Source organism: Photobacterium toruni, assembly GCF_024529955.1.
GTDB lineage: Bacteria > Pseudomonadota > Gammaproteobacteria > Enterobacterales > Vibrionaceae > Photobacterium > Photobacterium toruni.
Genome location: NZ_AP024855.1, coordinates 423,516 through 443,168, shown reverse-complemented (window position 1 = coordinate 443,168; position 19,653 = coordinate 423,516). Strand labels below are relative to the sequence as shown.

18 protein-coding genes are annotated in these 19,653 nt (G+C 37.8%); 8 read left to right on the top strand and 10 right to left on the bottom strand.

Going from position 1 to position 19,653, the window contains the following annotated elements; genetic code table 11:
• Positions 1 to 297: 297 nt before the first annotated feature.
• On the top strand, positions 298 to 1,119 hold the full coding sequence (locus tag OC457_RS16270) for a hypothetical protein (RefSeq protein ID WP_080175603.1): 822 nt from the start codon (positions 298 to 300) through the stop codon (positions 1,117 to 1,119).
• A gap of 39 nt (positions 1,120 to 1,158) precedes the next feature.
• Positions 1,159 to 1,713 (top strand): hypothetical protein, encoded by a 555-nt coding sequence (locus OC457_RS16265; RefSeq protein ID WP_080175604.1) that lies wholly within the window; start codon positions 1,159 to 1,161, stop codon positions 1,711 to 1,713.
• 186 nt (positions 1,714 to 1,899) lie between these two features.
• Here OC457_RS16265 and OC457_RS16260 read toward each other — a convergent pair whose 3' ends face one another.
• Complete coding sequence (locus tag OC457_RS16260; protein ID WP_080175605.1) at positions 1,900 to 3,780, bottom strand: ABC transporter ATP-binding protein; 1,881 nt, start codon at positions 3,778 to 3,780, stop codon at positions 1,900 to 1,902.
• Positions 3,781 to 4,125: 345 nt separating this feature from the next.
• Between OC457_RS16260 and OC457_RS16255 the strand changes: the two genes are divergently transcribed.
• Both OC457_RS16255 and OC457_RS16250 read left to right on the top strand, forming a co-directional pair.
• Positions 4,126 to 4,746 carry a DUF1294 domain-containing protein gene (locus tag OC457_RS16255; RefSeq protein WP_080175606.1) on the top strand — a complete coding sequence of 207 codons (621 nt, stop codon included), beginning with the start codon at positions 4,126 to 4,128 and terminating at the stop codon, positions 4,744 to 4,746.
• 396 nt (positions 4,747 to 5,142) lie between these two features.
• The gene (locus OC457_RS16250; protein WP_235866971.1) at positions 5,143 to 5,616 is read left to right on the top strand and encodes a septal ring lytic transglycosylase RlpA family protein; all 474 of its coding nucleotides are present in this window, start codon (positions 5,143 to 5,145) and stop codon (positions 5,614 to 5,616) included.
• Positions 5,617 to 5,744: 128 nt separating this feature from the next.
• On the opposite strand, the gene OC457_RS16245 is transcribed toward OC457_RS16250, so the two are convergent.
• Together OC457_RS16245 and OC457_RS16240 are read right to left on the bottom strand one after the other, a co-directional pair.
• Entirely contained in the window at positions 5,745 to 6,521 is a 777-nt protein-coding gene (locus OC457_RS16245) for a DUF2076 domain-containing protein (protein ID WP_080175607.1), read from the bottom strand.
• A 394-nt stretch (positions 6,522 to 6,915) separates the two neighbouring features.
• Positions 6,916 to 7,635 carry an HAD family hydrolase gene (locus tag OC457_RS16240; protein ID WP_235866972.1) on the bottom strand — a complete coding sequence of 240 codons (720 nt, stop codon included), beginning with the start codon at positions 7,633 to 7,635 and terminating at the stop codon, positions 6,916 to 6,918.
• 250 nt (positions 7,636 to 7,885) lie between these two features.
• On the opposite strand from OC457_RS16240, the gene OC457_RS16235 reads away from it, so the two are divergent.
• Positions 7,886 to 8,224, top strand: a complete 339-nt coding sequence (locus tag OC457_RS16235) for a hypothetical protein (protein WP_080175609.1) — start codon at positions 7,886 to 7,888, stop codon at positions 8,222 to 8,224.
• A 71-nt stretch (positions 8,225 to 8,295) separates the two neighbouring features.
• Here the strand turns inward: OC457_RS16235 and OC457_RS16230 are convergent, their stop codons facing one another.
• Together OC457_RS16230 and OC457_RS16225 are read right to left on the bottom strand one after the other, a co-directional pair.
• Positions 8,296 to 8,619: a hypothetical protein gene (locus OC457_RS16230; protein ID WP_080175610.1), complete on the bottom strand. Its 324-nt coding sequence runs from the start codon at positions 8,617 to 8,619 to the stop codon at positions 8,296 to 8,298.
• A gap of 183 nt (positions 8,620 to 8,802) precedes the next feature.
• Positions 8,803 to 9,300, bottom strand: a complete 498-nt coding sequence (locus tag OC457_RS16225; protein WP_080175611.1) for a hypothetical protein — start codon at positions 9,298 to 9,300, stop codon at positions 8,803 to 8,805.
• Between the two features lie 541 nt (positions 9,301 to 9,841).
• On the opposite strand from OC457_RS16225, the gene OC457_RS16220 reads away from it, so the two are divergent.
• A complete protein-coding gene (locus tag OC457_RS16220; protein ID WP_235866973.1) occupies positions 9,842 to 10,141 on the top strand; it encodes a PepSY domain-containing protein in 300 nt (99 codons plus the stop codon).
• 93 nt (positions 10,142 to 10,234) lie between these two features.
• On the opposite strand, the gene OC457_RS16215 is transcribed toward OC457_RS16220, so the two are convergent.
• The 4 genes from OC457_RS16215 to OC457_RS16200 form a co-directional block, all read right to left on the bottom strand.
• Entirely contained in the window at positions 10,235 to 10,417 is a 183-nt protein-coding gene (locus OC457_RS16215) for a hypothetical protein (protein ID WP_080175612.1), read from the bottom strand.
• A 120-nt stretch (positions 10,418 to 10,537) separates the two neighbouring features.
• Positions 10,538 to 11,797 carry a hypothetical protein gene (locus OC457_RS16210; protein WP_080175613.1) on the bottom strand — a complete coding sequence of 420 codons (1,260 nt, stop codon included), beginning with the start codon at positions 11,795 to 11,797 and terminating at the stop codon, positions 10,538 to 10,540.
• Positions 11,798 to 11,927: 130 nt separating this feature from the next.
• Positions 11,928 to 12,524 (bottom strand): DUF1415 domain-containing protein, encoded by a 597-nt coding sequence (locus OC457_RS16205; protein ID WP_080175614.1) that lies wholly within the window; start codon positions 12,522 to 12,524, stop codon positions 11,928 to 11,930.
• A gap of 106 nt (positions 12,525 to 12,630) precedes the next feature.
• Complete coding sequence (locus OC457_RS16200; RefSeq protein ID WP_080175615.1) at positions 12,631 to 14,643, bottom strand: exoribonuclease II; 2,013 nt, start codon at positions 14,641 to 14,643, stop codon at positions 12,631 to 12,633.
• 744 nt (positions 14,644 to 15,387) lie between these two features.
• Here OC457_RS16200 and OC457_RS16195 point away from each other — a divergent pair.
• Positions 15,388 to 17,328, top strand: a complete 1,941-nt coding sequence (locus OC457_RS16195) for a DEAD/DEAH box helicase (RefSeq protein WP_080175616.1) — start codon at positions 15,388 to 15,390, stop codon at positions 17,326 to 17,328.
• 66 nt (positions 17,329 to 17,394) lie between these two features.
• Here the strand turns inward: OC457_RS16195 and OC457_RS16190 are convergent, their stop codons facing one another.
• Positions 17,395 to 18,318: a LysR family transcriptional regulator gene (locus OC457_RS16190; protein ID WP_080175617.1), complete on the bottom strand. Its 924-nt coding sequence runs from the start codon at positions 18,316 to 18,318 to the stop codon at positions 17,395 to 17,397.
• A gap of 227 nt (positions 18,319 to 18,545) precedes the next feature.
• Here OC457_RS16190 and fabG point away from each other — a divergent pair, with 227 nt between their 5' ends.
• Positions 18,546 to 19,280, top strand: a complete 735-nt coding sequence (fabG, locus tag OC457_RS16185) for a 3-oxoacyl-ACP reductase FabG (protein WP_080175618.1) — start codon at positions 18,546 to 18,548, stop codon at positions 19,278 to 19,280.
• The last annotated feature ends 373 nt before the right edge of the window (positions 19,281 to 19,653 follow it).

Sequence of the window (19,653 nt, the reverse complement as noted above, 5' to 3'; positions counted from 1 at the left end):
ACAATTCGCGCGTTGTAGAGTTATTGTTTTCGTTGATTTCTATTAATGTTCCAATACGGGCTAAATAAATCACGGATAGCCATCACTTCTTCATTTTCAAAAATACAACCAATGTCATGATACTTATAGTTTAAATAAACTATTATCGAAAAAATAATGGGTATCAATAATTTTTTGTCTAGATGCTGTCATTCCTAATAAAGAATGATAGTGAGGACGATAGGAATTAACTTACGCATGCTGATTTTTTAAAGTAAAGATCTGACTATTCTATGTTTCTAGGCATAAGGAGTAAAATTGGAATTTATTCAAAATCAAATACTGGGTGGAACGTCAATAGATCGGCAAGGTGAAAAACTAACCTACGAGTTTCTAAATGATTTCTGTAACACTTTCAAAGGGAAACGTATGCCTCTAAATCAACAACATGATTTAGGTCTAAAGACAATTGGTTATGCAGAGAACTTAAGGTTAGAAAAGTTCGGAAACAGCGATAAAGAGTGGAGTCTTATTGGAGACTTATTTGTTGATCGAGACAATTTAGAAATAGCTGTCGGTGGTTTTAGCATTTCTGGTGTTGAAGAAATTAAGTCTGAAAATAACCCTGATTTTTTACTCTATATTCCTTTCCCCTATTATAATGATGCGGAGTTATTAGAGTCATTATCCGAATCTAACAAAATCAATTTGGGCAAATGGATTAAGAAAAACAATACACCTGAATCTTGGGCTATTTTTACAGCAGCTGTTGCCTTCGCTTTAACTCCGGTGTGGGATGATTTTTATAAAACAGTTATTGCGCCAAAAATAAAAAAATTTGTATCAGAAGAGCTTCCGAAACTAGCGAAAAAAGGCGTAGGGCTACATCATGCTCAAATTGTTGACTATCGTGGGTGTGAAATTGAAATTCGTTTTATAGGCGAATGGGGGAGAGAAAAGGAGTGCTATTCATTAAATATTATGAGAAATGCTATTAGCATGGTAAAGCACGAGCTTGATGCCACTTTTTCCACATCAGATCCTATATCTCGTATTGTTCTTTGTTACAACAAAGATAATAAGTCTTATTTTGTTCATCGTATAGAAAAGGATAGTGGCAATGTCGAGCATTATGCCTAACATGGTGTTATTTCAGCTGGTAGCTAGGAGATAAATTATTTGAATTTAAAAGATAAGATATTTGAACTAATACTCAGTGTACTATCTGCTATAACTTTGCTGTTTGTTTCAATCTATTTTGGTTATGTAGGTAAAGCCACGGAGATGGGGCTGGCGATTGCTGCGGGGTTTATCGGTTTGGTTTTTTCTAGTTTGGATAAATTTGAAAGTTTCAAAGCAGGTGGTGTTGAAGCAAAGCTACGAGCAGAGCAAATTAAAGCCGTCTTAGAAAAAGAAATTGAATCTGACTATTCCGAAGAGGTCGAGTCTCCTGACATTGAGGTTCCTAACTTGAATTTAGTACCTGAGAATGCTCAAAAAGTTTTGGTTTCATTGCATGACCCAAACTACACATGGCGTTATGTATTAGGTATTTGTAGGTCAACTAAAATCGACCGTACTGAAGTAAAAGTTGCGCTTGAGTGGCTTGTTGTTCATGGCTATGTAAAAAAATCTATAGGTAAAAATGGAGAAATATGGGCTTTAACAACCGAGGGACGTAGCTTGTATTTAAGGATTATTTTTAAAAATGTGCAAGGTGGAGTACCTGTATAACAAATAAGGATATGTGTCGCACAGCTAACACCTATTTGAAGTGTTGGACAAGCTTAAGCGAACTTACATAAGTAAATATTGAAAATATCATGGCAGTTAATGCTAAAAAGAAGTTGAGCATTGTCAAAGATAATTCAAAAAAAGCCTCTAAATCAGCGGCTTAGTGTTAAAGGGGATCAAATACAGCTATATATTCTGATTCAAATCATTAGCCGTCACTGAAACATCCTGCTCACCAATAAACCCACCGGTCTGATGCGCCCATAACTGCGCATAAATCCCCTTTTGCTGCAATAACTCAGCATGGGAGCCTTGCTCAATAATTTGACCTTTATCAAGGATAATCAAACGATCCATCGCGGCAATAGTCGATAAACGGTGCGCAATTGCAATCACTGTTTTGCCTTGCATTAACTCATTAAGACTGTCTTGAATCGCCGCTTCTACTTCAGAGTCTAACGCTGATGTGGCTTCATCGAGAATCAATATTGGCGCGTTTTTAAGTAAGACTCGTGAAATAGCAATACGCTGACGTTGACCACCAGAAAGTTTAACGCCACGTTCACCCACTTGAGCATCATAGCCAACGTTACCAAAAGAATCGGTGAGCGTTTCAATAAACTCATGCGCATGTGCTTGACGGGTTGCTGCTAATAACCGATCTTCACCCGCATCAGGTGCGCCATAGAGAATATTTTCACGAATAGAGCGATGTAATAGGGAAGTATCTTGAGTCACCATGCCAATATTACTGCGCAATGAGTTTTGAGTCACTGCGGTAATGTCTTGACCGTCAATACGGATATGACCACCTTCAACATCATGGAAGCGTAATAGCAAGTTAACTAAGGTTGATTTACCTGCGCCAGAACGACCGACTAAACCGACTTTCTCACCGGGTTTAATGTTGAGATTAAGATGACTGATCACACCTTTATTTTCGCCATAATGAAAGCTAACATCGTCAAATTCAATGCCGCCTTGAGTGACTGCCAATGGTTTAGCATCAGCAGCATCTTCAATAGCAATCGGTTTTGATAAGGTTTTCATACCATCAACCACTGTTCCGATGTTTTCAAATAACGCGCCAACTTCCCACATGATCCACATTGACATACCATTAATACGCAGTGCGAGGCTGATAGCAATCGCAATCGCACCGACTTGAATTGCACTGTGCATCCATAAATAAATCGAGATCGCAGAAATAGTAAACAGTAGGGTATAGTTGGTGAGTTGAACGCAAAAGTTAAACCCCGTTACTAACCGCATTTGCTGATGAACAGTACTTAAAAAGCCTTTCATGCCTTTTTCGGCATACTCTGTTTCTCGCTGATCATGAGAAAATAATTTGACCGTTGAAATATTGGTATAGCTATCAACAATTGAGCCAGTCATGGTTGAGCGCGCATCTGCTTGTTGTGCTGCAATGTGTTTAAGTTTGGGTACAAAATAAAGTTGGATACACACATAAGCTGCTAGCCAAAACAACATTGGGAGCATTAACAGCCAATCAGCTTGCGCTAAAATAACCAGTGATGATGTAAAGTAGACAGCGACATAAACAAACACATCCGCTGTTTTCATTACCGCTTCACGTACTGCCAGCGAGGTTTGCATGACTTTGGTTGCAATACGACCCGCGAAATCATCTTGATAAAACGATACGCTTTGTTTGAGTAAATAACGGTGTGCAAGCCAACGGATCGACATTGGGTAGTTGCCCAGTAACGATTGGTGGGTGATTAATGATGAAATCAAAACCAGAGTTGGCATGACGACCAAAATCACTAATCCCAACCAGAATAAACTGCTGCCATTTTGAGCAAGAAAGGTATGAGGATCACTGTCGGTGAGCCAATCGACCAATTTTCCCATGAAGCCGAACAGCACCACTTCTAAAATAGCAATTGTCGCACTTAGCAATGCCATTATAAGCAATGGTTTTTCAAATCCACGGCTATAGTATCGACAAAAAGCAATAATACCTTGTGGCGGTTGCTCTGGATCTTGTTTTGGAAATGCTTCTGTGAAATTTTCAAAGTGTTTTAAAAAGCGTTTAAGCATGGTTCACCTAATTGATGAAAGGCGCAATAAGCAAATTAACGAGATGTATAGATGAGTATTAAGCCGTGGTTAACGACGATTATTTTAGTAACAATAATGGAAGAGGGTGTGTAGTTATTGTATGCATTACTTTAACCGTACTCAACAATTGTGATATTTTTAATAACGAAAGTATTAACTTGATAGCAAAAAAAGGTTTACAGCTGTGTATATCGTTATACCCACCATTAAGTTACATGTTTATTGGTAATTATTATAATAAAACATCGATAATTCATGATGTTACTTGTTATTTGTCGTTAATTAATCTCCGTTCTGTTTACAGTGTAAAGTAATAGGTAAAGCATGAAATATAAAGGTACTGTTGTGCAATGGAACCATCAAAAAGGCTTTGGTTTTATTCAACCCCAGCATGGTGGTGATAATGTGTTTTTTCATATTAGTGCGTTGAGTGATCGTCAAAGTCGACCACGAATGAATGAACATGTTTATTATGAGCTTAGTACTGATCATAAAGGTAAAAAATCAGCAAAATCTGTCATGTTTGTTAAGGCTCATTCAGGGCTAGATAAATACACTGCGCCAATGAGTAAAGCTCAAGGTTTTAGTGTGTTATTTCTAGCATTAGTTGCGGGATGGGTATGGCTAGCTCGATGTCCATATTGGGTGTTAATTGGTTATGTCTGTTTGAGCATTGTAACTTTTGCCGTGTATGCGCATGATAAAAGAGCCGCGAGCAAAGATGCATGGCGCACTAAAGAAGCAAGTTTACATTTGTTATCCTTGGCTGGTGGTTGGCCCGGTGCTTTGTGGGCACAGAAAATATTACGGCATAAATCTCAGAAACAGCCATTTAAGGCGATCTTGTGGTTAACCATTTTAACCAATATTAGTATTTTTATGCTGGTATTTACTCCCCTTGGACAGTATGGAGTGCATGCTTTGAGACTGTTAGTGGCTAAATAATGATGTGATGCATTTTGCTAATGATATTGCGATACGACAGTGTTAAATAATACGCTTTAGTGGTTAATTTCATGTTTAAAAGCAGCATCTATACAGGTTTAAGCAAAATTATATGGAATATAAAATAGTGGTATGTAACTTGCTGTATGTATATTGTCATTGCTTATTTTTACAATGGAAGTAGAAATAAAGGATGGTTAGATAACAGTATGTTTTATTATTCCTTTTTGTAGCCGACATTATTAATGATGTCGGTTTTTTTTATTTTTAAAAGCGTAAATGAGTAATTTTAGTATTGCACGTTACATTTAGTGGTAATATTTAACATATGGTTAATTGTTATACGTTATTTTATAACTGACTGTCGTATAAGATAAGTTACTGTAGGTTATGGGTATGAATGGATCTATGAGGCGTTATTGGGGGGTGAGTGTTGTTCTTTTTGTTGTAGCGTCAGGCTGTGCTAGTCCTGATGTTCCAGAAGAAACCGTAAAAATTGATACTCAACGTCCAGTGTTAATTGTAAAGCCTGTTGAGTATAAGAAAGACGTTAAACCTGTATCAGTACCGTCGTCTTCAAAGATTATTTATGGTAAAGCGTCCTATTATGCCAATATGTTCCAAGGACGAAAGACTGCAAATGGACAAATTTTTGATCAAGGAAAGCTCACCGCAGCGCATCGAACATTGCCTTTTGGTACCAAAGTAAAAGTAACCAATATCAGTAACCATAAAAGTGTGATTGTTACGATTAATGATCGTGGCCCTTTTATTCGTGGGCGGATAATTGATTTATCACGTTCAGCATTTAAAACAATTGGTAACACGCGTACTGGTGTATTAAATGTCACCATGGAAATTCTAAAATAAAGACGGTAAATTTTGTAAACGGATATCGCTACATAATAGCACCAAGAAGTGAATGATCACGTCAGGTAATAAAACCCATAAAAAAAGAGCGTATAAACGCTCTTTTTGTGTAGTGAGTGACAACAAAATTAGAAGTCGTCGTCGTCGCCACCGAAATCGCCACCAAAGCCGCCATCGGTATCACCAAAGCCACTATTATTAGCGAATGTATCATCGTTGCCAAAGCCGCTGTCATCACCACCGAAGCCTGAATTACCAAAGCCACTGTCGTCGCCGCCAAAGCCACTATTGTCATCGCCGAAGCCTGAGTTACCAAACCCGCCAGTGTAATCAGATGCAAAGCTATTTGAATCATCATTATTTAAGAAGCTTGAATCATCAGCCTGTGGATCGGTTGTTGCATCTGCCGCGGTATCTGCCTGTGCAGTATCTGTTGCTGTTGTATCCGTTGCCGCATCTGCTGCTGGCGCAGGTTCAGCCGCAGCGGTTTCTGCTGGCTTATCATCAAACAACATATTGCTGATCACACTACCTGCAACCATACCTGCAGCTACACCTGCAGCCGTTTGCATGAAACCACCAAAAGCACTTGGCTGGCGAACAGGTGGTTGTGGCGGTTGTGGTGGCGCTTGACGAGAACCACCAAACATACGGCTCATTGTGCCACGGTTTGATTCTTCTTTGTAATACTCAGCGTTTTTCTCTAAGTAATCGTTCTTTTCTTTTAATTGCTTTAATGCCATTTCTTGCACAAGTACTGCTTGTGTTAGTTTGTAAATTGCATCTGGCTGTGCGCCAATTTCAGTATTAATAAATTGCTCTGCTTCCGCATCTTTCTTGCTTTCAGGGCTTTTTTGAAGCTTAGCAGCAACGCTTTGAATAAGTTCTTTTTCTTGTGGAGTCATGATTATTACCTTCTCAATACCCTGTCAGTGGTAGGGTGTACCGTTACTTGGTTGATGGTTGTTTCCTAACATCAGCCTTGCTAAATAAGATTGCTTATAAATTATAGTATTCTCATAGCAACATTGAACAGATGATGAATACATAATTATCATTTGTAAATCGAAATAGAATGCGCGAATACTGTATTACGTTCGCTGTACTACATCTATAGTTTGCTACAAGAAATTTAATTTAGTTTGTTACTATCTGTAAATGGGTACTGAAAATGTATTATCAAGTAGAGATAAAGAATATATTTATCGTCTGTTAACATATTCTCATTGTAAAGCGTGAATTATACTAAGTTAGTTGCGTAATTAAGATGAATCTATAGTAATAATGACCAACAAAGCATTAGCGAAGAATATTATTATCATGACGCCAATCCATTATCGTCCATTCTTGCATTTGAGCATGCATAGCAAGAGCGGGATCAGGATTAACAGCAAATGGTTTATTGACAAAGTTAAGCAGGGGTAAGTCATTAATGGAGTCACTGTAGCCATAACAGCCTTTGTAACGGTGGTTTTGTTGTTGTAACCATCGCTTTAAGCGCTCAACTTTTCCTTCTTTAAAACTTAATATACCTGTTGTTTTTCCGGTATAGACACCGTGATTTTGTTCAATTTCAATCGCAATAACATCGTCAATGCCAAGGAACGTTGCTATTGGCTTAACCAGATGTTCGCCTGTCGCCGATATAATCAAAAGATGATCACCACGCTTTCGGTGCCATTCTATACGCTCAAGTGCTTGTAGATATATTGCTGGCGTAATTACCTCACGAATAAAATCATCAACAAGGTGTCTTATTGTGTGAAGGCTTTTTCCTGTTAGTGGTTCAAGTGTTGTGGTGATGTAACTGCTCATATTCAGTGAGCTTTTAGCATCAGCAGCCATCATGGTGTTTTCATGTGTAAGTAATGACGGTGGAGCAAGCCCTTTTTCAACAAGGAAATGATGCCATAGGTGGGTGGTGTCTGCGGCAATGAGCGTTTCATCTAAATCAAAAATAGCAAGATAAGATGGCATCGTTATATTGCTATTGGTTATTGTTTGAGTTGTAAATGGCAAGTGTGATCCCTTCTTTCTTTATTGATCTATTTATCGTCAGTATGTAATGAGTTATCAGAGTAGGAAATAACGATGACATTTTTATGATGTTCTAGTGTTGTTTTTACTACATTCGATGACGTGATCCATTGATGGTGAGTATTTGCTGAATACGGCAGGGTTATGCAATATAAAAATGATCTTATGTTATTTCTATAATTGAAGGTGTAATTTATCGTTACGATAGATATCTATTCAATAGGAAATGGCGATGAGTAACACGGTAGTGACTATTACAACAAATTGTATCAACGACCTTGACCTTGCTGCTGAATTAGCAAAGCAGCAGGTTGTTGTGATGGATATTGAACAAATACACATTCAATCAGCAGATAGCACCATTGTGGTGTTTCAAAAAGATGCCGCTTTACAACATTATATGAACACGCTATTAGGAACAAATTTAAAGCGTGTGTTTAGAAATAATACCCATCAGTTAAATCACTTAACTGAAAAATCAGTCAATATTGATGGTACTTTATTATTATTAAAAGCAGATGGAGATTGGCTACGAATGCAATCTGATAATGGTATTTTGGCGCAATTGTAGTGTGATAAGAGAAAGATTGTCTTTAGTGGCCAATCTAGAATGAATACGATAGATTGGCCATTAAGTGTATATCAACGGATCACTTCGCAAATGCGCTTATTATTGGTGTAATAGTAACGGTGGTGGCTATCAGGTGTTTTATCGACAAAGGCCTTATCAATAACATAAGGTGTACCTTTGGCAAAAAGCCAAATAAATTGCTCAATAGCTGCGTCAAATTGGGCTTCAGTTGCATTTAGGGCTGGTGTTGAAAACTTAAATTGGGTTAGTTTGGTTGTATCGACGATCGAACAACGCTCAAAATCATGGAACCCCAATTGCTTAAGATTTGGATGAGGCATACCACCAGGTACCATATGTGAAGGTACTGTCACTACAGCTTGAGTAAGATTCATCGTATATTCTTCCTTATAATACCAATCTATCTATAAATAACTTTAACTGAGTTTGGTGATTTGCTCTACTTTTAAGTGAGATAGTCACCTTTTAATAGAGTGATAAAGTAAAAATAGCTCTATTTATAATGCAGCTATAAAAAAACCGTCATTAATGACGGTTTTTATGTTGATGGGGAAGAACTAATCTTTAACCCATTGATCGTTTACTTTTTTCAATGATACGGTTTCATTAACAGTATCAACAGTTTGTCCTGCTTTAAAGTCACCATATTTCGCACTAAATGCAACAACCATTACTTCTGCTGCTAGATTGTTTTTTAGAGTATGTAATGCTGATGACATATCGTCTGTTGTTGTGTCCGCAGTCGTATCTGTCGCAGGTGTTTTTGGTTTTGCTGCTAGGGCTTTCATTGAGCTTTTAAACTCATCTAAGCTTTTATTAGCAACTAAATCATAGCTTACGTCTGCTTTGTAATCTGTTTTAGTATCAAGTAATACTTTAGTGATCTTGAGGTTTTTTACTTCAAAAGGTGTTGTTTTTGCAGTAATACCTAGATTAGGTTGTTCATATTGGCTTGTTTGAACAACATTAGTAATTGTGGACTCGTCAACTTTATCACTACAGCCTGCTAAGAAAAGTGTTGATGCGATAGCTGCGGCTAAAACAAATTTTTTCATTAATAATGCTCTTTGCTTGTAAGAGATACCCAGTTCAAAATGTTGAACTGACGTTTATTTATATTATACGTTACATCCAGTTTTACTATTGAACAAGTAATGACCGTGATTTATTGCCTAATATTCACATTCAAAGTGTTAATGCTTAAATATTGAACGATGTTTTATATTAAAGTGGGGCGCACAATAATTATTTTGTAGCGTCACTTTGGGTTAGCTTTTTAAGATCGAATAATGATGTAAACTCAGTTCGGCGTAAATGAGCCTATTGTTCTGCAATATTAATAGCACTATGCATAATGATAGTATTTTTGCGAGCAATTGCCATAATGCGATAAGTTATTATAGGTTACTGCTGATATGGTTTTTTATTGATATCATTGCGTTCAAATACGGTATCACTTGTATTTTTATGGCTTAATTAAGATAAAATCGGGCTGTTTTATATCAATTATTGGTGTGATTCTTGCTTTATATAGTGAAGAGATAATATCTAAATGGTTTATGCTAGCTCTAGTCAGTGTGCTATTAAGGAGGACAAGTGATCAGAAATGTTAAGGTGTTATTTATTAGTAGTAGCATGTGTTGCTTATTACAAAGTTATATTGCTCATGCTGATCCTGTCGATACTAGTGCCGTTAATATGCTAAGCGTACCTAGTGCAATGCAACAATTGGAATCTGATGGTTATTATGATTTTAGAATGATAAAAATCGAACGTAAGCACAATGAAATTGCGGTAAAAGCACGCAATAAAGGGGGCGAGGCTGTTGAGTTAGAAATGGATTTATATACGGGGGTTATTTTACATGAAAAAACACATGGTACGGAGACACAATAGTAATGGCTAGTTGTTTATATTATTGTTATTTATTCATTATGAAGTCTGTAATGGATAAGTAAGGATACTGACCCTTACTTATCCATTGATATGCTATTCATCATCAGTAAAAATGCGTCCTTCAAGGGAGTATGGTTCGTTTTCATCGTATAAATTATGGTGTCCACGAATACGCTTGAGTGTTTTCTCAAGGGCTTTAGCTTGCTCAAAATGACCCTCTTGATAGGCAATGGATATTTTTTGTTCCATATCTTCAATTCTATCTTGATTGTTCATTTTAATTCTCCCATCCAGTTACTGATTATTAATTAGTGCCTCATATTATTTTATACCAAAATTTCAAATAATCGATTAGTGTAATTAATTGCTTATTTATTATTGAGTAATTGATTATCGTTAAAGTAATATCTCTGGATTATTCTCCGCAACATAAATTTGATGCTTTTTCTTATTTTTTTGGCGTGCCGTGTGTAATACATCAATAGCTAGCTGTAATACTGTCGTTGCGCTTTGGTCGATATTGACATTGCATATTCCGGCACTGACACTAACTTTTATGGATTTTTTCCGTGTTTTTTTAATTTTTACTGGTGATTGTTCTGGCAGTGGTTTGATGATCGGTGGTTCTATCGTGTGTTTTTCTGAGCCAATGGCTTGTTGGAGTTGTTCTATTATTTGCTGACATTCCGCTATTTTTTTATGCTCGAAAATCACAATAAATTGCTGTGATGCAAAATAGAGATATTGTGAACGTTGAATCTGTTTCTCTAATATGACAGCAATAGAACGTTGTATATCATTAATTGCTGATGGTTGATGTTTATCAATGATATTGGTTGGATTATCAATATCTAAGACTGCAATTATACAATCGTGGTGTAGAAGTGGCAGTTTTTGTGCGAGCGCGCGATGATCCGCCAGTTGAGTGAGTGGGTCGTGGAAATTTTGTTGGTAGCGACAATAGCCAAGATCGCTTAATAGAAAGAGCGCACAGAGGATGAAGGCACTGCTTGATATAAAAGGGTAATGAAAAAAAATAAAAGTGACAGTTGTTAATAAACAGCATATAAAAATATGACGATCAATACGATGGTGGTATCTCACGGCTAATGCACCAGCACCGCAACTGATAGCAAGATTAAATATAATTAAGATCAGTGGTAGTGAGGAAATATTGTGGTAAGTAAAGAGATGAATGTGCTGCCAAGATAAAAAATCTTCTTGATAGATGTTACTAATCACAGCACCAATAATACATTGGATGCTAAGCCCTAACAGTAGTATTACGGTCGTTAATGATAGCAGCTTAGGTAGATGAATAAACCGTAACAATAAAAGGTTAATGGGTAAGAATGTAGCTAACAGACAAAAAATTAATTTGGTATCAGTGTTGGCTAATGAGATCTGTAACCAATAGATAATAATGCTATAAGCGATCAGCATAACAATCGCAATGATTCCACTTTGAGCTTGAGGCAGCTTGTAATTTAAGATGACAACAGCACTTAATAATATAAATGGCAGGTTGATCCAGAGTTGAGAATAGGTCGTTATTAAAGGAGTGAATAACGGATAGCCTATAATCATTAGTACAGAAATAACAAAGGGCAGAACAAAGCGGGTATTTGGTGAGTGCAAACGTGACAATAACAACATTTAACAAGAAGCCCTAAATTAAACATAGAGTAGGTCATTAATATAACAAAGAAATAACGACAATAATTCGATATTGCCGTCATTTTAGGGTTATTGCTTCACGAAGTTATAATGAGAAGAAAATATAGAGTTATTTGATTAAGTAGGGAAATAACTGACGCATTTGTTCTGGGGTTAAACTTTCAACACATTCGATATTACGATCAGGGATCGCTTCCGGATTAGGGTAGTGTTTGATCACTTTTGCCATACTTTCTTCACGAATAAGATGAAAAATAGGATACGGTGAACGGTTGGTGAGGTTTTCTGCATCATCAGGCTCTGCACCATAGAAACAGTAGTCAGGATGGAAACTGGCAATTTGATAAGTACCACTTTTACCTAATTGCACCACAAGCCCTTCAACAAGATCGAGAAATTGATTGTAATCATCAAATTCTTTAAATAAGTAGGGCGCGACAACTAAAATGGTTTCCAGTGTTTCTGCTGGTGTTTCATCTAATTCTTTGAACTGCATGTAAATAGTTTCAAGCAGATCATTTTCATTATTGTCTTCGCTGACAAATATTCTGATTTGTTTATTACGGTTAGGCTTGGCAGCAAAAGGGCATAAATTAAGACCGATGACAACATCTTCAAGCCACTGTTTTACTTGGTGCTCGATAAGTTGGATTTGTTCTGGCGTGTTGTTGTTTTTGTTATCGCTTTCTGGAATATGATTTGACATTGAGAGCTGACTTCTATGAATTATTTATAATGGCATAATAGGATGAAAGATGTAAAAAAGGCCAGTAAATACTGGCCTTGTATAGCGGTAAAGCAGATAAATATCGTTATGCTTTTTCTTGATCGTCTGTTGCTTTCTCTGCGGTAGGAGCTACCCCTGGAGCAGGGTATTGCTGTACAGGTCTTGCGACTAATTGACGTGTTGCAGTACGAACCTCTGCTAATTTCACATCAAAGGTATCGCCAAGTTGGTATTCTTTAACACCATCAATACTAATAATGCCAAGCTCACCACTGCATACAATACGCTCTTTGTTATCAACAATTAGCGAACCTGGAATAAAGGCTGCTGCGCCATTCTCAAGTAGACGTACACGCATACCTGCACGATTAATATCAAAGATCTCAGCTTTAAAAACAGTTTCTTTTTTTACTGCATCTTTAAGTAAACGCACATATAGCCAATCAGACACATCACGTTCCGCCATGCGGTGATGACGACGGTGGTTAGCAATTTCATCACCAACATTGTCATCAGGCGTTTGTGTCGGTTCATTACCGGTGATTAACGCTTTCAGTAAACGGTGATTGATCATATCGCCGTACTTACGAATTGGTGATGTCCATGTTGCGTAAACATCCAGTCCCATTGCATAGTGTGGTGCCGGCGTATTAGCCACTTCACTATAAGCTTGGAATTTACGCAAACGGTTATCAAGATAGGTACTATCTAGCGTGTTTAACCAACGACGCAATGCACTGAAGCCTTCTAAAGTAACAATTTCTTCTTTAGTAAACGGCGCTTCTGCGTTGGTAATAAACTCCATGGCAGTATCAATTTTTTCTTGATGGAAACCGCTATGAACGTTAAATACACCCGTTGCAAATTTCGCTTGTAAAGCACGACCCGCACAAATGTTGGCGGTGATCATTGCTTCTTCGATCATGCGATTAGCAATACGACGTAAGTCTGTATGAATAGCGACAACGTCGTTATCTTCACTTAATTCAAAACGGTAATCTGGACGATCAGGGAATACCACTGCATTTGCCATACGCCAATCTGAACGTAAGGTTGCAAAACCCTGTAGAGCAACGATTTGTTGTTCTATGATTGGGCTTGGTGTCCAATCGTCGCAATGGCCATTTTCAAGGAAATCAGACACATTATTGTAAGATAAACGACCTTGAGATTTGATCCATGCGCCAAAGAACGTAATGTCGTCTTGAATAACACCCGTATTATCAATAGAAACTCGGCAGCATAAAACTGGACGTTTTTCATTTTCGATAAGTGAGCATAATTCGTCACTTAGTTCACGCGGCAGCATTGGAATATTACGGCCCGGAAGGTAAATAGTAAATCCACGTTCACGCGCTTCATCATCCATCTTATCGCCAACAGCAATGTAAGAGGTAGGATCCGCAATCGCGATGGTGATTTCATAACTACCGTCATCTTTAGCGGCAGTATATAAAGCATCATCCATGTCTTTAGTTGATTCACCATCAATAGTAATGAATGGTAAATCCGTTAAGTCTTGGCGTTCAATGCCTTCATCTAACATTGTCCAGCTTTCTTGCGGAGCAGGCTCTGCATTAGGTAGCTGGTGGCGAGCAAGCGTAACCCACCATGGTGCAATTTTGTCATTGCTATCAGTGATTTTTTTAGTTACTTCGCAGAAAAATGGCTGATTGCTACCTGCTAGAGGGTGACGAGTAAGCTCAGCAACAACCCAATCACCTTCTTTTAATGTTTCTGGATTAAGGCCTTTTATTGCTTGTGCCTTAATCGCTTCTTTTAATTGAGGGTGATCTGGAATGACATGCAAGCGATTACGAATCAGTTTTACACGACCAATAAAGCGTGTAATTGATTGTTCAACAAGTTCTTGTGGTTCAGCAACTTCACGTTCTTTTTCGGTACGAAGAACGGCGATAACACGATCACCGTGCATAACGTTTTTCATATATACCGGTGGAATGAAGATGCTTTCTTTGTTATCAGTTTCTAGAAAGCCAAAGCCACGATCTGTTGCTTTGATATAACCTTCCTTCTTAGGAAGTGTTTCTTGTATTTGCTTTTTTAGCTGTGCTAACAGCGGGTTATCTTGAAACATTATGTCTGGTCTCAGATTATCGACATAGACACTATACGTTTTTGGTCATATAAAACCAAGATTTGACTGTTTTAATTTTCATATTACATTGGTATTTTTTATAAAATCAATTAGTTATGTTTAAATTTCTGTATTTTATGATATGAAGTAAATAAATTATGACAAGATATGATGATTAATATAAATAACAGTGAAAATGTTAATTCTGAATAAAAGAGTAAGCAAAAGTGCTGTATTTTATTTTTTGGGTTTATCGGTCAACGAAAAGAACAGCATAAAGTGAGTAACTAACCATTAAAAACCATTTAAAAACAATAAGTAATAATATTTTTTTAGAAGAGAAGATAAATAAGAAGGTTAATATGGGAAATTAACTTATATAAAGAGTAGGAAAGATAACGATCAATATAAAAGTGCTAACAAATGATTACCCTAATCTAATTACAAAAGTAGGTTTAAGATGAGAAGACGAGATTTACATTGTTGGATTGCTCGTATTTTCAACAACATAGTCAATTGATAATCTATACAAAATCATGGGATGTTTATCAGCTGTACTATTTGTTCAATAAATGGGTGTTTGTGAGTTATTTTGTGACGTTGTTCAATTTTTTCTGGCTTTTTATCAAGTATTAGCCCACAATACGCCCCCTATTAGTCGAGGCCCGTGCTAGTGGTTGCTGTTGCAGAACCCTCTGTAGCAAAGGGGCCCCGTTTTTAAGTTGATCATATATTGGGATCCCAATGCAAGAAACTGTTACAGAATTTCGCCAACTAGATTTGGCCGACACACTATTATCCGCACTAGACTCTATGGGTTTCGTTTCGCCTACACCTATCCAGGCGGCGTCAATACCTCTACTTCTAACTGGTACGGATGCGCTTGGTAAAGCACAGACTGGTACTGGTAAAACAGCAGCGTTCTCGTTGCCTGTATTGAACAAAGTAAATCTTTCTCAGCATAAGCCACAAGCTATTGTTATGGCTCCAACACGTGAGCTTGCAATTCAGGTTGCTGCAGAAATTAAAGTACTTGGTCAAAATATCAAAGGCCTTAAGGTTCTTGAGATTTACGGCGGTGCTTCTATCGTTGATCAAATGCGTGCACTAAAAAATGGTGCTCACATTGTTGTTGGTACTCCGGGTCGTGTTAAAGACCTTATTTCACGTAAGCAACTTCACCTAGACGAAGTATCTACTTTCGTTCTTGATGAAGCTGATGAAATGCTAAAAATGGGTTTCGTTGACGACGTTACTTGGATCATGGAACAAGCACCAGAAACTGCACAACGTGTACTTTTCTCTGCAACTATGCCTCCAATCGTTAAAGAAATCGTTGATCGCTTCCTACGTGAACCAGCACGCATTGACGTTGCAGGTGAAAACCGTACTGTATCTCAAGTGTCTCAACAATTTTGGGTTGTTAAAGGCGTAGAGAAAGACGAAGCAATGAGCCGTCTTCTTGAAACTGAAAACACAGATGCATCAATCGTATTCGTTCGTACTCGTCAAGATACTGAGCGTCTAGCTGATTGGTTATCTTCTCGTGGCTTTAAAGCTGCGGCACTTCACGGTGATATTCCTCAGTCGCTACGTGAGCGTACTGTTGACCATATCAAACGTGGTGTGATTGATATTCTAGTTGCAACTGACGTTGTAGCACGTGGCCTAGACGTTGCACGTATTACACACGTATTCAACTACGATATCCCATTTGATGTTGAATCATACATTCACCGTATCGGTCGTACTGGTCGTGCTGGACGTGAAGGTAAAGCGATCCTATTGGTTCGTACTAACCAAATCCGCATGCTACGTACTATTGAGCGTGTTACTAAGTCTCGTATGGAAGAAATCCAACTTCCGCTACGTGATCTAGTTGCTGCATCTCGTCTAAACCGTTTAGGTGAAGAACTAGCTGCACAGAAAGAACAAACAAATGTTGATGCATTCGTTGAACTAGTAGCGAAACTACAAGAGTCAATCGATGTTGATGCAGCAACACTAGCTGCAATGCTTCTTCAGCGCCAACAAGGTAACCGTCCTTTATTCTATAAAGGTCCAGATCCAATGATCGCAGCTATCGAGCGTGAATCACAACGTCGTGAGCGTCGTGGTGACCGTGATGATCGTGGCGACCGTCGTGGTGACCGTCCTGATCGTGGCGACCGTCGCGGTGAGCGTGGTGGAGAGCGTGGCGAACGTCGCACTTTCAATAACGCTGATTGGGATACTTACCAGTTACAAGTTGGTCGTGAGCAAGGTGTTCAAGTTAAAGATATCGTTGGCGCAATCGCAAACGAACTTGGCTTAAGCAAAGAGTTCATCGGTGCAATTAAACTTGCTCCTTCACATACTTTTGTTCAACTTCCTAAGAAGATGACAGCAGAAGTTTCTGAGCAACTGAAGAAATTACGTATTCGCCAGAATGACGTTAAAGCAGTAGTTGTTGAAGGTGAAGTGTTACGTGAACATCGTCCACGTACAGGCAACCGTGACAATCGTAACGGTGGTGAGCGTACTGGTCATCGTGGTAGCCGTGATGGCAACCGTGGCGGTGAGCGCGGTGGCGAGCGTCGTTTCGATCGCAACCGTGGCAATGATAGCCGTGGTGGTTACCGTGGTAACCGTGATGGTGCTGCAGCACGTCCTGCGAGTGACCGCAAACCACGTACTGATGCATAATTTGCGCTAGTGTGATAAAAAAGCCAGACGAAAGTCTGGCTTTTTTGTGCCTTTTTTTTGCTAACACTAAATAACATTACAGTTACGGTGCAGGTTTATCTCTGTTACGCGTTTTAATAAATATTCTTTAAAATTAGCACAGCGGGCAGGCATATGTTTTCTTGGTTTGTAATATAGGCTTAGCTCAAATTCGCTACTAATATAGTTGTTAAGCACCGATACTAATTTATGCTGTTGTAACTCATCTTGAATTAAACTATAGGGTAAATAGGCTATACCCCCGCCAGCGAGTGCAATTCTCTTTAAAATCTCACTATCATCAACTTCAACAGTACGTGAAATCTGTACTGAGTTGTATTCACCATCTTGCTCGAAAATCCACCGGTTTCCTCCCACTAGTGTCGTTGCGAATAAGCATAAGTGCTTTTTTAAATCGTTAGGTATAACGGGTTGTCCGTAACGCGCAATATAAGCGGGAGAGCAACATGCCTTTAGTGGTTCACGTAATAATGTCCGTTTAACTAATAAGCTATTTTTGTCTTGAAAACCTCGATACGTTGCATTAGCGCGTATCGCAAAATCAACCTCATGAACATTATCCACTTCAAAAGCGGTTTCAATGACCACGAAATTAATGTTTGGATTATCACTGACATACTCACCAATAATGTCACTTAAATAATATTTAGCGAAAAGTGGCGTGCTTGCAATTTTAATGGTGCCACTATCTTCTTGACTTAGATTTTGAATTTCATTTAAGACATCAGTAATTTGATTATTTATTTGTGTGAATTGTTGAAATAAATGTTGTCCTGCTTGTGTGACTGAAATTTTACGAGTTGTACGCTTTACAAGGCTTATTCCCATTATTTCTTCAAGCTCAGTGATCCAGCGACTACCTGCGGATGTTGAAATACCATACTGCTTTGCAGCTTCTGTTACTGATTGACATCGAACAACATGAAGAAAAAAAATAATTTTATCTAACATCATTTTCTCTGTAACAATTGGTTGATTTGTATGCATGAATGACAATTAGAGTATACTTATTATGCGTAGTGTTGCACTTGTTTGTGACTTGTTTTGAACATATTGTCTCATTTTTGCAATTGTGTCTTGTGATATTGAGGTGAGTGTTTAGGTGAGAGTTATCTAAACTGAATGTTGAGCGCTAAGTTTTAATTTGATTGTAGGACGATAATATTAAGGGGAAAAATATGCTAACAGGTAAGGTTTGTCTTGTGACGGGTGGAGCCCAAGGAATTGGTCGTTGTATTGTTGAAACATTTGCTCGTCAAAATGCGACACGTGTTATAGCTTGTGATATGAATATGGGAATGATGGCTGATTTAGAGCAGCAGTTTCCAAATGTTACCGCACTTGAGCTTAATGTTTGTGACCGCCAAGGAGTAGCAGAAGCGGTGAGACAACTGACAGAGCAATATGGGCATATTGATGTTTTAGTTAATAATGCTGGTATCACCCGTGATAACTTAATCGATAAAATGACAGAGGCTGACTGGGATCTGGTCATGGACGTTAATTTAAAAGGCGTCTTTAATATGACTCAAGCGATTGCTCCTGTAATGATGCAAGCGGGGATTGGTTCAATTATTACTATGTCATCAGTAGTGGGAACTGACGGTAATATTGGGCAAACAAATTATGCTGCCACCAAAGCGGGTGTTATTGCAATGACAAAGTCATGGGCAAAAGAGTTTGCACGTAAAGGTGCACAAGTTCGTGCAAATTGTATTGCACCTGGATTTGTAGAAACACCGATGACTGTTGATTTGCCTGAAAAAGTTATTAATCATATGACATCAAAAACACCATTAAAAAGAATGGGTAAAGCGCAAGATATTGCCAATAGTGCACTGTTTTTAGCAAGTTCCCAATCAAGTTTCATCACTGGACAAGTATTAAAAGTAGATGGTGGACTTGTTATTTAGTACTTAATGGTGATTGAACTATTTTATAATCATTGTGCTTATTGGTTGTTAATTATTAATAAGCACAATGATGTATATTCAATGAGAGAAACGTTCATATAAGCATCGATATTTTTAAATATATCTTTATTTGTGTTATTTTCTTGTCAAATAAGTATATTTTTTAAAATTAAAACGAATAATTGAACAAAAAAGCGTTAAAATGCTAGTAGTGATAATTGTATTTTAATGGTTATATAAAGAATGATATTTTCATCAACGACACTTTGGTTTGTGAGCATTGCTTGTGTGCCATTATCCGTTACGCTTTTTTTATGTTCACTCAAGCAGAAAAAAATTTGGTTGAATATATTAACGCTGCTTTTTGTCTTTA